Origin of the sequence: Salinispora pacifica CNR114 (genome assembly GCF_000514775.1) — a bacterium.
GTDB lineage: Bacteria > Actinomycetota > Actinomycetes > Mycobacteriales > Micromonosporaceae > Micromonospora > Micromonospora pacifica.
The window spans coordinates 1-13,547 of the sequence record NZ_AZWO01000023.1; the positions used below are offsets into that span (position 1 = coordinate 1).

9 protein-coding genes are annotated in these 13,547 nt (G+C 71.3%); 7 read left to right on the forward strand and 2 right to left on the reverse strand.

Annotation, left to right across the window (positions count from 1 at the left end):
- Nucleotides 1–2: 2 nt before the first annotated feature.
- Both B118_RS0115585 and B118_RS0115590 read right to left on the reverse strand, forming a co-directional pair.
- Nucleotides 3–647 carry a C39 family peptidase gene (locus tag B118_RS0115585; protein ID WP_028192997.1) on the reverse strand — a complete coding sequence of 215 codons (645 nt, stop codon included), beginning with the start codon at nucleotides 645–647 and terminating at the stop codon, nucleotides 3–5.
- 397 nt (nucleotides 648–1,044) lie between these two features.
- A complete protein-coding gene (locus B118_RS0115590; RefSeq protein WP_028192998.1) occupies nucleotides 1,045–2,823 on the reverse strand; it encodes a beta-N-acetylhexosaminidase in 1,779 nt (592 codons plus the stop codon).
- Nucleotides 2,824–3,126: 303 nt separating this feature from the next.
- On the opposite strand from B118_RS0115590, the gene ppdK reads away from it, so the two are divergent.
- The 7 genes from ppdK to B118_RS0115625 all read left to right on the forward strand — a co-directional run bounded on the left by ppdK (nucleotide 3,127) and on the right by B118_RS0115625 (nucleotide 13,503).
- On the forward strand, nucleotides 3,127–5,859 hold the full coding sequence (gene ppdK / locus B118_RS0115595) for a pyruvate, phosphate dikinase (protein ID WP_018223055.1): 2,733 nt from the start codon (nucleotides 3,127–3,129) through the stop codon (nucleotides 5,857–5,859).
- A gap of 123 nt (nucleotides 5,860–5,982) precedes the next feature.
- Nucleotides 5,983–7,248, forward strand: a complete 1,266-nt coding sequence (locus B118_RS0115600) for a deoxyguanosinetriphosphate triphosphohydrolase (protein ID WP_018812407.1) — start codon at nucleotides 5,983–5,985, stop codon at nucleotides 7,246–7,248.
- Between the two features lie 9 nt (nucleotides 7,249–7,257).
- Nucleotides 7,258–8,091 carry a siderophore-interacting protein gene (locus B118_RS0115605; RefSeq protein WP_018812408.1) on the forward strand — a complete coding sequence of 278 codons (834 nt, stop codon included), beginning with the start codon at nucleotides 7,258–7,260 and terminating at the stop codon, nucleotides 8,089–8,091.
- Between the two features lie 93 nt (nucleotides 8,092–8,184).
- A complete protein-coding gene (locus tag B118_RS0115610; protein ID WP_028192999.1) occupies nucleotides 8,185–9,810 on the forward strand; it encodes a BCCT family transporter in 1,626 nt (541 codons plus the stop codon).
- Between the two features lie 105 nt (nucleotides 9,811–9,915).
- Nucleotides 9,916–11,850, forward strand: coding sequence for a DNA primase (dnaG, locus tag B118_RS0115615; protein WP_028193000.1), 1,935 nt, complete (start codon nucleotides 9,916–9,918; stop codon nucleotides 11,848–11,850).
- A gap of 48 nt (nucleotides 11,851–11,898) precedes the next feature.
- Nucleotides 11,899–12,435 carry a hypothetical protein gene (locus tag B118_RS0115620; RefSeq protein WP_018223060.1) on the forward strand — a complete coding sequence of 179 codons (537 nt, stop codon included), beginning with the start codon at nucleotides 11,899–11,901 and terminating at the stop codon, nucleotides 12,433–12,435.
- 135 nt (nucleotides 12,436–12,570) lie between these two features.
- Complete coding sequence (locus B118_RS0115625; RefSeq protein ID WP_018223061.1) at nucleotides 12,571–13,503, forward strand: ABC transporter ATP-binding protein; 933 nt, start codon at nucleotides 12,571–12,573, stop codon at nucleotides 13,501–13,503.
- Nucleotides 13,504–13,547 lie beyond the last annotated feature (44 nt).

A 13,547-nucleotide genomic window follows, 5' to 3' on the forward strand; every position in this document is an offset into this window, starting at 1 on the left:
GGTCAGCTGGTGGAGTAGCCGCGGGTGGCGATCCAGTCGGCGAGGGCTTCGGTGGTGATCCAGTACTCGGCGGTGTTCGGGTTCGCCGAGTCGGCGATCTTCACCTGGTCGCCGGCGTCGCGGTAGCCGTTGACGGNGATGTAGTGGCCGCCGGCGAAGGAGTGGCTCTCGCCGTTGGTGTCGGTGGCGGTGCCGGCGATGTTGGCCACGACGGCGCGGCCGTCGTCGACGGTGCGGATGATGTCTTCGCGCAGGGTGTCGGTCTGTGTGGTGTCGGCCTCGGGGGTGGAGATCTCGACGCTGCGGTACACGTCGCTGCCGGTTTCGGTGTTCAGCACCGGGGTGATGTCGTTGATGGAGTCGGTGCCGGACTCGGTGGTGCCCATCCGCTCGGCCATCGAGTAGACGTCGATGTCCTTGTCCTGCACGGACAGGGCGTTGCGGGCGGCGGCGGGGCCGCAGTAGTAGAAGTTCGGCTGGGCCTCGTAGTCGACCGGGAGTACGCGGGTGCCGTCGCGCTGGCTTTGCGCGGTGGGCTGCGCGGTGGGGGCGGCGAAGGCGGCGGTCGCGGGGGCGGCGATGGCGCCACCGGTGGCGATCAGGCCAGCGGCGGTCAGGGCGGTCTTGCGAAGGATGTCGGTACGCATGATGATCGAAGCCTTTCGCTCGGGGGTGCCGCGGACGCGGGGGGCGCCTACGGGTCGGGCGAGGTGGTTCGAGAAGAGATTCGAAAGAGGGGGTTGCGCCCGGCGGGGTGCTACTCGGGCGGCCCGGGGAGGTAACCAACGCCGGCCCGGTGGCATTCCGGGGCGGTCGAACCACCGGCGTCCGGCGGTCCGGCGGGGCGCTCGCGGCTGCCCCGCATGGTTACGCCAGGTATAACCACGGGCCCCCACCACCGATTCCCCGGCGACGGTGACCCGGGCCACCCGACAAGCCGCCCAGAGTGGGCGATAGGTGGCATCTCCCCGCGCGGCCATGCGACCAGACCAGACATCCGGCCCAGGCAGGTGGATCGGTGACACCGTGGCCCCGAGACCCCGGCTAGGCCGCCCTGGGGCGCGGCGTGGACGCCGCGACCTGCGCCGTCGGCGAATCAGCGGGCGTCGCGGGCCAGGGGACCTCAGCGGAGCGGTGGAAGGCGATGCCGGCCGCCGTCCAGCGGGGTCCCTGCCCGGCCAGTCGGGTACGAAACGCCGCCCAGTCGTGGTTGGCTCGCGGTGACCAGCCCAGCTCCGCGATGGCGGGTAGCCGGGGCAGGAGCATGAATTCGATCTCCGCAAGCGAGGTGACCGACTCGGTCCAGAGCGGGGCCTCCACCCCCAACACTGATTCCGCCGGCACGCCTGTCACCTGGGTCGCCGGGTCCCAGTCGTAGGCCCGCCGGACGTCGATCAGGCCCGCCCAGTCATGTCCGATCGGGGTGTCGGAGGTGTACTTCATATCCAGATACGCGCGGTTACCGGGGGAGAGGATCAGCCGGGCGCCGCGGCGGACGGCGTCGGCGGTGGTCGGGTCGATGCCGTCGGTGCCCCACCACTGGAGCACCCGTCCCTCGATGTGGGCGGCCGGAGCCAACTGGTGCCAGCCCACCACGGTCTTGCCGAGCTTGGCCACGATGCGTTGCGCCCGTTCCACGAATCCGGTGTACACCGCTCCCTTCACCTTGAAGGCCTCATCGCCGCCGATGTGCAGAAACGGCCCGGGGGTACGCGCGGCAACCTCCCCCAGCACGTCGGCGACGAACTCGTACGTCTGCGGGTTGGTGGGGTCCAGGTAGCTGAAGCCGACCTCGGTGCCGGTGTAGGGCACCGGTGTGGTCCCGGCCGGGGCCAGCTCCGGGTGGGCGGTCAGCGCGGCGTTGGTGTGCCCCGGAAGGTCGATCTCCGGAACGACGGTGAGGTGCCGCTCGGCCGCGTACGCGACGATTCGTTGGTAGTCGGCCGGGGTGTACCACCCGCCGGGGGCGCCACCGACCGCCGTGCTTGCGCCGATCGCGGTCAGTCGCGGTCGGGACTCGACCGCGATCCGCCACCCCTGGTCATCGGTGAGGTGCAGGTGTAGGTGGTTGAGCTTGTAGCGGGCGAGGTGGTCGATTACCCGCAGTACGTCGTCAACCCCGAAGAAGTGCCGGGCCACGTCGAGCATGGCGCCCCGGTACGGGAAGCGCGGCCGGTCGAGGATCGATCCACCGGGCAACGTCCAGGTGGCGCGGACCGGCGTGCTGCTCTCGATCGTGGCCGGTAGAAGCTGGCGCAGGGTTTGGGTGCCGTGGTGGAGCCCGGTCGCGGTGGCGGCGCTGATCCGGACCCCGGTCGGGGTCACGTCGAGTCGGTAGCCCTCGGGACCGAGCTCGGGCTGCTCGGCGAGGACGAGCGCGATGCCGTCGGTTGGCCCGGCGTGCGGGGCTTCGGCGATCGGGAGCCGATATCCGGTGGCCGGCCGGAGCAGGTCGGCGAGGCGTTCGGCGACGGCCCGCGCGGCGGGGTCGGGGCTGACCCGCACTCTCGTGTCGGCCGTCAGCGTGAAGTCGGCGCGGGGCGCCGGGCGGATCTGCTCGGGGGCGGGCACCACGTCGCCCAGTCGGACCGGGGCGGGCGCGAGTCGGGTGCCGGCTTCGTGGGCCGCCAGCCGGGCCAGCTCGCCCGCTGCCGGCTGGCCAGGTGCCAGCTCGCCCGCTGCCGGCTGGACGGGTGCCGGGGCGGAGCTCGTCGGGGTGTTCGCGTCGCCGTCGGTGCCCGGCACGGTGCCCGTCGTACCCGAGGTCGCGGGGGCGGGCCGGTGTTCCGGCTGCTGCGGCGAGGTGGCGGGGGTGGGGTGCACGGAGCTGCCTTTCGGGGGTGTATTCGAGGCGGTTGTGGCAAGGCTTCACCGAGGGCGTCGCATCAAGGGTACGGCGGTACGACGGATGCGTGATCGTGCGCGTGGAAGCGTTTCCAAATACGGGTACGAACACGGAAAGTGGGGACGACTGTGCCGATTGTCACCGAACGGTCCCTGGGGGTCCGATGTTCGCCTAACCTTCGCCCCACGATCGGCAGCGTGGCCGCGGACCGGCGGCCGGGCCGCCCGGTGGCAGCTGAAACCTTCGTCAAGTGACACATTCGGCGTGCGTGGGAGGCTCTGGTGGCAGCGCAGGAGACAGTCGATCACAAGTACGTCTATGACTTCGCCGAGGGAAACAAAGACCAGAAGGAGCTCCTCGGCGGCAAGGGCGCCAACCTGGCCGAGATGACCAACCTCGGCCTGCCGGTGCCGCCCGGCTTCACGATCACCACCTCGGCGTGTCAGGCGTACCTCGCCACCGGTAGCGAACCGGCCGGCCTCGCCGACCAGGTCGGTTCCCACCTCGACGCCCTGGAACGGGCGATGGGTCGAACCCTCGGCGACCCGGAGGACCCGCTGCTGGTCTCGGTGCGCTCCGGCGCCAAGTTCTCGATGCCGGGCATGATGGAGACCGTTCTCAACGTCGGCCTCAACGACCGCAGCGTCGTGGGGCTGGCCCGACAGGCCGGCGGCTCGGCGGGCTCCGACTCCACCAGCGACAGCGACCGGTTCGCGTGGGACTCCTACCGTCGCCTGATCCAGATGTTCGGCAAGACCGTCTGCGCGGTGCCGGGGGAGGACTTCGAGCACGCCCTCGACGACGCCAAGCGGGCCAAGGGCAGCGACCTGGACCTGGACCTGACCGCCGACGACCTCCGGGCACTGGTCGACACCTACAAGAAGATCTTCCGCCGGCACACCGGCCGGGACTTCCCGCAGCAGCCGCGGGAGCAGCTGGACCTCGCGATCCGGGCGGTCTTCGAGTCGTGGAACGCCGAGCGGGCGGTGATCTACCGCCGGCAGGAGCGACTGCCCGCCGAGGCGGGCACCGCGGTGAACGTGGTCGCCATGGTCTTCGGCAACCTCGGTACGGACTCGGGGACCGGCGTCGCCTTCACCCGCGACCCGGCCAGCGGGACCCAGGGCATCTACGGCGACTACCTGGCCAACGCGCAGGGCGAGGATGTCGTCTCCGGGATCCGCAACACCGTGCCGCTGCAGGAGCTGGAGCGGATCGACAAGAAGTCCTACGACGAACTGCTCGACTACATGGCCCGGCTCGAGCGGCACTACAAGGATCTCTGCGACATCGAGTTCACCATCGAGCGGGGCAAGCTGTGGATGCTCCAGACCCGGGTCGGTAAGCGCACCGCCGCCGCCGCGTTCAACATCGCCGGGCAGCTCGTGGACGAGGGCCTCATTGACCTGGACGAGGCGCTGCACCGGGTCAACGGTGCTCAGCTCGCCCAGCTGATGTTCCCGCGCTTCAACCTGGACCACGAGTTCCAGCCGGTCGCCACTGGTATCGGCGCCTCACCGGGCGCGGCCGTCGGCAAGGTGGTCTTCACCTCCGCCCGCGCGGTGGAGCTGGCCGGCCGGGGCGAGGCGGTGATCCTGGTCCGCCGGGAGACCAACCCGGACGACCTCAATGGCATGATCGCCGCGCAGGGCATCCTCACCTCGCGCGGCGGTAAGACCAGCCACGCCGCCGTGGTGGCCCGAGGCATGGGCAAGACCTGTGTCTCCGGCGCCGACCAACTCGACGTGGACATCCCGGCGAAGCGATTCACCGTGGCCGGACAGACCGTTCACGAAGGCGACGTGGTGTCGATCGACGGCACCACCGGCAAGGTCTACCTGGGCGAGGTCCCGGTGATGCCGTCCGAGGTGGTGCGGTACTTCGAGGGCACCCTCGACCCGGAGCAGGCCGACGTACTGGTGCGGGCCGTACACCGGATCATGACCCACGCCGACGACCGGCGGCGGTTGGCCGTGCGGACGAACGCGGACACCAAGGCGGACGCGGCGCGGGCCCGGCGTTTCGGCGCGCAGGGGATCGGCCTGTGCCGTACCGAGCACATGTTCCTCGGCGACCGGCGGGAACTGGTCGAGCGGCTGATCCTCGCCTCCACCGACGCCGATCGGGAGCAGGCGCTGGCCGCGTTGCTGCCGCTGCAACGGGCGGACTTCGTCGAGATCTTCCGCGAGATGGACGGGCTGCCGGTCACGGTGCGGTTGATCGACCCGCCGCTGCACGAGTTCCTGCCCCCGCTGGAGCAACTCGCGGTCAACGTGGCGGTAGCCCAGGAGCGGGGCGAGGCCGCGGCCCGGGAAGAGGCGTTGCTGGCCGCCGTTCGGCGGATGCATGAGGAGAACCCGATGCTCGGCCTGCGTGGGGTCCGGCTCGGCCTGGTCATTCCCGGCCTCTTCGCCATGCAGGTCCGCGCGATCACGGAGGCCGCCGTCGCGGTCGCCGAGTCCGGTGGGTCCGCCTTCCCGGAGATCATGGTCCCGCTGGTCGGTGCGGTGCAGGAGCTGGAGACGGTACGCACCGAAACGGAGAAGATCATCGCCGAGGTGGTCGGCGGCAGCGGTGTCGAGGTGCTGATCGGCACGATGATCGAGGTACCGCGAGCGGCGTTGACCGCCGGCGAGATCGCCGAGGCGGCGCAGTTCTTCTCGTTCGGTACCAACGACCTGACCCAGATGGCGTGGGGCTTCTCCCGCGACGACGTGGAGGGCGCCTTCTTCTGGCGCTATCTTGAGCTGGGCATCTTCGGCATCTCACCGTTCGAGTCGATCGACCGGGACGGGGTGGGCCGGTTGGTGCGGATCGCCGCCGAGGAGGGGCGGGCTGCTCGGTCGGAGCTGAAGCTCGGCGTCTGCGGCGAGCACGGCGGTGACCCCGACTCGGTGCACTTCTTCCATGAGGTTGGGCTGGACTACGTGTCGTGCTCGCCGTTCCGGGTGCCGGTCGCCCGGTTGGAGGCGGGGCGGGCGGCCGTGGAGACCGCCGGATCGGACAGCCGCTGACGTGCCGGGCGGTGGGTGGCCGGCTACCTACCGCCCACCGGTCACCGCCCACGCCGGCGCCCACCGGTCACCGCCCACGCCGGGCGCCCACCGGTCACCGGCTGGCCGGCGTAACCTGGCGGCATGAATCCGGTCGGCCCGGACCAGCGGCGGTGGGTGGGCGAGCCCGCGAAGGACACCGGGCAGGGCCGGTCGGCGTTCGAGCGAGACCGCGCCCGGGTGCTGCACTCGGCGGCCTTCCGGCGGCTTGCCGCCAAGACCCAGGTGCACACGGCCGGCACCGATGACTTCCTCCGTACCCGGTTGACCCACTCGTTGGAGGTCGCCCAGGTCGCCCGCGAGATGGGCAGCCGGCTCGGCTGCGACCCCGACGTGGTGGACACCGCCGGGCTCGCCCACGACCTTGGGCACCCGCCGTTCGGGCACAGCGGCGAGGCGGCGCTGGACACCCTCGCCACGACCTGCGGCGGCTTCGAGGGCAACGCCCAGACGCTGCGCGTGCTCACCCGCCTGGAGGCGAAGGTGATCGGGCCGGACGGCGCCTCCGCCGGGCTGAACCTCACCCGGGCCACCCTCGACGCGGTCAGTAAGTATCCGTGGCCGCGCCGGCCGGGAGAGCGCAAGTTCGGCGTGTACGCCGACGATCGCCCGGTCTTCGAGTGGCTGCGCGCCGACGTGCCAGACGGGCAGCGGTGCCTGGAGGCGCAGGTGATGGACTGGGCCGATGACGTCGCGTACTCGGTGCACGATGTCGAGGACGGCATCCACGGCGGGTACGTGACGCTGCGTCCGCTGCTGGCCGACGCCGACGAGCGGGCGGCGCTGAGTGCCGATGTCGCGGCGGCCTACTCCAATGAGTCCCCGTCCGACCTCGCTGAGGTGCTGGTTGAGCTGCTTGCCGACCCGCTGCTCGCGGCGCTGGCCGGCTACGACGGGAGTCATCGGGCGCAGGCCGCACTGAAGGCGACCACCAGCGTGCTGACCGGTCGCTTCGTCGCCGCCGCGGTGGCGGCCACCCGGCGTCGGTTCGGGCCCGGTCCGCACCGGCGGTACGCCGCCGACCTGGTCGTGCCGCGCGAGGTCCGGGCTCGGTGCGCCCTTCTCAAGGGCGTCGCCCTGCGGTACGTGCTGCGTCGCCCCGGCTCCGCCGCCCGGCACGAGCGGCAGCGGCAGCTCCTCGCCGGCCTGGTCGCGGGCTTGGCCGACCGGGCCCCCGACGCGTTGGACGCGGTGTTCGCCCCGTTGTGGCGGGCTGCCGGAGACGATGCGGCCCGGCTGCGGGTGGTGGTCGATCAGGTGGCGTCGTTGACGGATCCGGCGGCGGTGCAGCGGCATGCCCGGCTCTTTGGTGGCCCGACCGACGCCGTCGGGCAGGTTGACTTAGGTTAACCTAACCGCATGCCGGATCGTCCAAAGAAGGTCACGTCCACCCGTGTCGTCCGGATCGGACGGCCCACCCCGCACGTCGTTCGGCTGGTCCTCGGCGGTGCCGAACTGACCGGACTGCCGGTCGGCGAGTTCACCGACCACTACATCAAGATTCTCTTCCCGGTGCCCGGGGCGGTCTACCCGGAGCCGATCGACCTGGCCGCGATCCGTCGGGACCTGCCGGCCACGCAGTGGCCACGGCTGCGCGCGTACACCGTACGGGCCTTCGACACTCACGCCGGTGAGCTGACCGTGGACGTGGTGTACCACGGCGACGAAGGGCTGGCCGGGCCGTGGGCCGCGGCGTTACGTCCCGGTGACCCGGTGCACTTCCTCGGCCCGGGTGGGGCGTACGCCCCGAGCCCTGACGCCGACTGGCACCTGCTGGTCGGCGACGAGAGCGCCCTGCCGGCCATCGCCGTCGCCCTGGAACGGCTGCCCGTCGGGGCGCCGGCCACCGTCCTGGTCGAGACCAGTGGACCGGCCGAGGAACAGCCGCTGCCCAGCCCGGGGCAGGTGCGGCTGACCTGGCTGCACCGGGGGGACCGGCCGGTTGGCGCGGCGCTGGTCGCGGCGGTCCGGGCGCTGGACTTCCCACCGGGGGTGCACGCCTTCGTACACGGTGAGGCGACCTTCGTCCGGGAGCTGCGCCGGCTGCTGCGGGGCGAGCGGGGGGTTCCGCGCGAGCGGCTCTCCATCTCCGGCTACTGGCGTCGCGGTGTGGATGACGAGGGCTGGCGGGCCAGCAAGGCGGAGTGGAACCGCCAGGTCGAGGCCGAGGAGTCCGCCGCCGCCCCAACCTGACGATTGTTCCCATTTCGCCGCGGCTCCACCCCCGCCACCCGCAGGATGACAGAGGGGGGCATCGGTGGACCGGCGGGCAGCGGAGGGGCCAACATGGGCGAGGCGGCTGGGCGACGGCCCGACAGCGGGAGCGTGGACCGCCTTCTGCTGGGCCTCGCCGTGGGCGTCGTGCTGGCCGTCGTGGTCTGGGGCGCCCTGGCACCCGATTCGGTCTCCCGTGCCGGTGGGTCCGGGCTGAGTTGGGTCATCACCACGTTCGGCTGGTTGTTCGTCGTCGCGGCGAACGTCTTCCTGGTGCTGACCTTCGTGCTGGCGTTCTCCCGGTTCGGCACCATTCGGCTGGGGGCCGAGACCGAGCGGCCGGAGTTCACCACCCTGGCCTGGGTCGCCATGATGTTCAGCGCCGGCATGGGGATCGGCCTGGTTTTCTTCGCCGTGGCCGAGCCGATCCAGCACTACGCATCGCCGCCGCCGGCCACCGGAGCCGAGCCGGAGACCGGCGCCGCCGCCTCGGTCGCCATGCAGTTCACCCTCTTTCACTGGACGCTGCACCCCTGGGCGATCTACGCGGTGGTGGCGCTCGCCCTGGCGTACTCGACCTTCCGCAAGGGGCGGGAGAACCGGATCTCGGCGGTGTTTCGCCCGGTGCTCGGCTCTCAAGCCGACGGCACGGTCGGGCGGGTGATCGACCTGCTGTCGGTCTTCGCCACGGTCTTCGGCTCGGCGACCAGCCTCGGCCTCGGCGCACTCCAGGTCACCGCGGGCCTGGACCGGGTCGCCGGGATCCCCAGCAGCAGGGCGGTGGAACTGGTCGTGATCGGGGCGTTGACCCTGGCCTTCGTCGTCTCGGCCTTCTCCGGGCTGCACCGGGGCATCAAGTGGCTGTCCACCACCAACGTGGTGCTGGCGGTGTTGCTGATGATCTTCGTCTTCGTGGTCGGCCCAACCGTCTACATCCTTGAGCTGCTGCCCGCCTCGATTGGTGACTACCTCAGCAACCTGGTCTTCATGTCGACCCGCACCGGGGCCTTCTCCGAGTCGTCCTGGTTGGGCTCCTGGACGATCTTTTACTGGGCGTGGTGGATCTCCTGGGCGCCGTTCGTCGGGACCTTCATCGCCCGTATCTCCCGTGGCCGTACGGTGCGTCAGTTCCTGATCGGCGTGCTGCTGGTGCCCAGCGGGGCCAGTGTGGTCTGGTTCGCGGTGCTGGGTGGCAGCGCGCTGCGGGTACAGGCCACCGGCGCCGCGGACCTGGTCGCCGAGACCGCCGCCGGCACCGAGAACGCGCTCTTCGGGCTGCTTGAGGCGTTGCCGCTGGGCGTCCTGGCCAGCGTGCTGGCCATGGTGCTGGTGACGCTCTACTTCGTCACCAGCGCCGATTCCGCCTCTCTCGTGCTCGCGTCGCTGACCTCCCGAGGTGCGCTGCGCCCGCGCCAGGTGATCGTCATCATCTGGGGTGTGCTCATCGGTGGAACCGCCGCGGTGCTGCTGCTGGCCGGCGGGCTGAGCGCACTCCAACAGGCGACGATCATGGTGGCGTTGCCGTTCGTGGTGGTGATGCTCGGCCTCGCCGTGTCGCTGGTCAAGGAGATGCGTGAAGATCCGGTGGTGCAGGCCCGCCCACCCCACCAGCACGGGCTGGCCGAGGCCCTCGACCGCGCTCGTTCGACCAGGGAGGAGGGCCGCCACACCCGCTCGACCAGGGAAGAGGAGGAGTAGACCCCGCCCATCCTGGTCTCGCGCCGCGGAGTCCCGGTGGGGATTCGGTAGTGGTCGCCGTGCCCGCGTCCCCCGGCCACGGGGACGTCGGTCGGACAGGGCAGGATGTACGGCGAGGGGGTGGCGGAGATGACGGGGCGGATCCGGGACGAGGACATCGCGTTGGTCCGCGAGCGCACCTCGATCTCGGAGATCATCTCCGAGACGGTCACCCTGCGGTCCGCTGGTGGCGGCAACCTCAAAGGGCTCTGTCCGTTCCACGACGAGAAGAGCCCGTCCTTCAACGTGTCACCAGCTCGTAACGTTTGGTATTGCTTCGGCTGTGGCGCGGGCGGGGACGCCATCAAGTTCCTGATGGATGCGGAGCACCTCAGCTTCGTCGAGTCCGTCGAGCGGTTGGCCGGCCGCGCCGGCCTGCAGCTTCGCTACGTGGCCAACGACCACACCACCCCCCGGGCCCGGCCGCAGCAGGGGCAGAAGCAGCGGTTGATCGCCGCGCACGCCGCCGCGGTCGAGTTCTACCAGGCGCAGCTGACCACCGCCGGCGCCCGGCCGGCCCGCGAGTTCCTCGCCCAACGCGGGTTCGACAAGGCCGCCGCCGAGCGGTATGCCTGCGGCTTCGCGCCCGACGGGTGGGACCTGTTGACCCGTCACCTGCGCCAGCAGGGCTTCAGTCACGACGAGCTGGTTACCGCCGGGCTGTCCCGGCCGGCCCGGTCGGGCAGCCTGATCGACCGGTTCCGTCGCCGACTGCTCTGGCCCATTCGGGATCTGGCCGGTGACGTCGTCGGCTTCGGCGCCCGCAAGCTCTTTGACGACGACGACGGCCCGAAATATCTGAACACCCCCGAGACGCCGATCTACAAGAAGTCCCATGTCCTCTACGGCATCGACCAGGCCAAGCGGGAGATCGCCAAGCAGGGCAAGGTGGTCGTGGTCGAGGGCTACACCGACGTGATGGCCTGTCACCTGGCCGGGGTGCCGACCGCGGTGGCGACCTGTGGCACCGCTTTCGGCGGCGACCACATCGGGGTGCTGCGCCGGCTACTGCTGGACACCGACGCCGTTGCCGGCGAGATCATCTTCACCTTCGACGGGGACGCGGCCGGGCAGAAGGCGGCGCTGCGCGCCTTCGACGACGATCAGCGCTTCGTCGGGCGCACCTTCATCGCGGTCAGCCCGGACGGCATGGACCCCTGTGAACTGCGGCTGGCCAAGGGGGAGCTGGCCGTTCGGGACCTGGTCGCGCGCCGTGAACCGCTGGTCGACTTCGCGCTGCGGCACGTGATCGGCCGGCACGACCTCGACACCGTCGACGGTCGGGTGGAGGCGATGCGCCGGGCGGCGCCGTTGGTCGCCAAAATCAAGGACCGGGAAAAGCGCCCAGAGTACGTCCGCAAGCTCGCCGGGGACCTCGGCATGGAGATCGAGCCGGTACAGCGGGCCGTGCTGGCTGCCGCCCACGCCCCGGGCAGGGCCAACACCGCCTCCGGTAGGGCCAACACCGCCTCCGGTAGGGCCAACACCGCGCCCGGCGGGGCCCCGGCACCATCGCAGTCACCGGCGGAGAGCCCACAGGCGGCTGTCGAGCGGGAGGCGCTGAAGCTGGCCCTTCAGGCGCCGGTGCTCGCCGGGCCGATGTTCGACGCCGTGGAGGCCACGGAGTACCGCCATCCGTTGCATGTCGCGGTCCGGGCGGCGGTGGCGGCGGCCGGGGGAGCGGCGGCGGCCACCGGCGGTGCGGTCTGGATCGAGTCGGTCCGCCACGCCTGTGCGGATCTCGCCGCCCAGGCGCTCGTCGGTGAGCTGGCGGTCGAGCCGTTGCGAATCGACGGGGAGCTCGATCCGCGCTACGTGTCGGTGACGATGGCCCGCCTCCAGTGGGGAGCGGTGACCGGCCGGATCCGGGAGCTCAAGTCGAGAATCCAGCGGATGAATCCGGTCAGCAACAAGGACGAGTACTTCGCCGCCTTCGGTGAGTTGCTGTCCCTTGAGCAGCATGCCCGGGCGTTGCGTGAGCAGGCCGCGGGTGGGCTGTGAGGCCGACCGCCGGCAGGTGCGGGGCCGGTAGCCATGGGAGGGTGCTAGATGGGGTTGTTCCGCCGCCGGCCGAAACTGTCGCCGGCAGACCGTCCACCACTCGTCGCCGGGGAACGGGTGCTCGCCTGGGCCGCCGCCGGTGGTTGCGCGGAGGGCACCGTACTGGTCGCCACCAACCTTGGGCTCTGGCTACCCCGGCGGGCGGAACGGCTGGGCTGGCACGACATCCTTCGGGCGGTCTGGTCTGGGCAGGAGTTGGTGGTCACCGCCGCTGAGCCCGTGGTCGAGCGGGACGGCTACCTGGTGGTGGCCGACCGCCCCACCGAGGCCTACCCGTTGCCGGATCCGGGAGAGCTCCCGCACCAGGTGCGGGAACGGGTGACCCGCTCGGTGGCGTACACCGAGGCGTACTCGGTGCCCGGCGGCGAGGGCCGGGTGGTCGCCCGGCGGGTCCCGGGCGTTGACGGGCTGACCTGGACGGTCCGGTACGAGCCGGGCACCCCGGTCGACGATCCCGCGGTCCGTGCGGAGACCGAGCGCCTGGTCGCCGCGGCCCGCGTCGCGACCACCGCCCCGGAGGCGTGACAACGCGGCCAGGGGCGGCGGGGCCATGACAACGCGGCGATGGGCGGCGGAGGCGGTCGACCGCCGCGAGTTTGGACCGGTCGGCTGGGTGAAAACCCGGTGAGGAGTGTCGGACCGGGTGGCTAGGGTCAGGGGGTGACCACGGCTCAACCACTCATCCAGGCGCGGGGGCTGGTGAAGCGGTTCGGCGGCTTCACCGCGGTCGACGCGATCGACGTTGCGGTCCGGGCTGGGGAGGCGTTCGGCTTCCTCGGGCCCAACGGCGCCGGCAAGTCATCCACCATGCGCATGATCGGTTGTGTCTCGCCGCCCAGCGGCGGCGAGCTGCGCATCCTCGGCATGGATCCGGTGCGGGACGGGCCGGCCATCCGGGCCCGCCTCGGTGTCTGTCCCCAGCTCGACACGCTCGACCCGGAGCTGACCGTCCGGGAAAATCTGATCACCTACGCCCGCTACTTCGGCATCGCCCGCCGGGTGGCCCGGCTGCGCGCCGCCGAGCTGCTCGATTTCGTGCAGCTCAGCGAGCGGGCCGACAGCAAGGTGGAGCCGCTCTCCGGCGGCATGAAGCGACGGCTCACCATCGCCCGGGCGCTCGTCAACGAGCCCGAGATCGTGCTCCTGGACGAGCCGACCACCGGTCTTGACCCGCAGGCCCGGCACCTGGTCTGGGAGCGGCTGTTCCAGCTCAAGCAGCAGGGTGTCACGCTGGTACTCACCACGCACTACATGGACGAGGCCGAGCAGCTCTGCGACCGGCTGGTGGTGATGGACGGGGGGCGGATCGTCGCCGAAGGCTCCCCCCGCGTGCTGATCGAGCAGCACTCCACCCGCGAGGTGGTCGAGCTGCGCTTCGCAGGCGAGTCGCAGGAGCCGTTCGCCAGCAAACTCGACCAACTCGGCGAACGGGTCGAGGTGCTGCCCGACCGGGTCCTGCTCTACGTGCCCGACGGCGACGCGGCGGTGGCCGAGGTGACCGCGCTCGGCCTGCACCCGATCAACGTGCTGGTGCGGCGTAGCGGCCTGGAGGATGTCTTTCTGCACCTCACCGGCCGCACGCTGATCGACTGAGGCCGCGAGGAGCCGGGCCGGAAGAGGCCCGGGTGGATGGGGAG

Coding starts and splice junctions, on each gene's coding strand:
- B118_RS0115600 (WP_018812407.1), top strand. CDS start 5,983: ATGAATCCGGTCGGCCCGGACCAGCGGCGGTGGGTGGGCGAGCCCGCG.
- dnaG (WP_028193000.1), top strand. CDS start 9,916: ATGTACGGCGAGGGGGTGGCGGAGATGACGGGGCGGATCCGGGACGAG.
- B118_RS0115605 (WP_018812408.1), top strand. CDS start 7,258: ATGCCGGATCGTCCAAAGAAGGTCACGTCCACCCGTGTCGTCCGGATC.
- B118_RS0115610 (WP_028192999.1), top strand. CDS start 8,185: ATGGGCGAGGCGGCTGGGCGACGGCCCGACAGCGGGAGCGTGGACCGC.
- B118_RS0115620 (WP_018223060.1), top strand. CDS start 11,899: ATGGGGTTGTTCCGCCGCCGGCCGAAACTGTCGCCGGCAGACCGTCCA.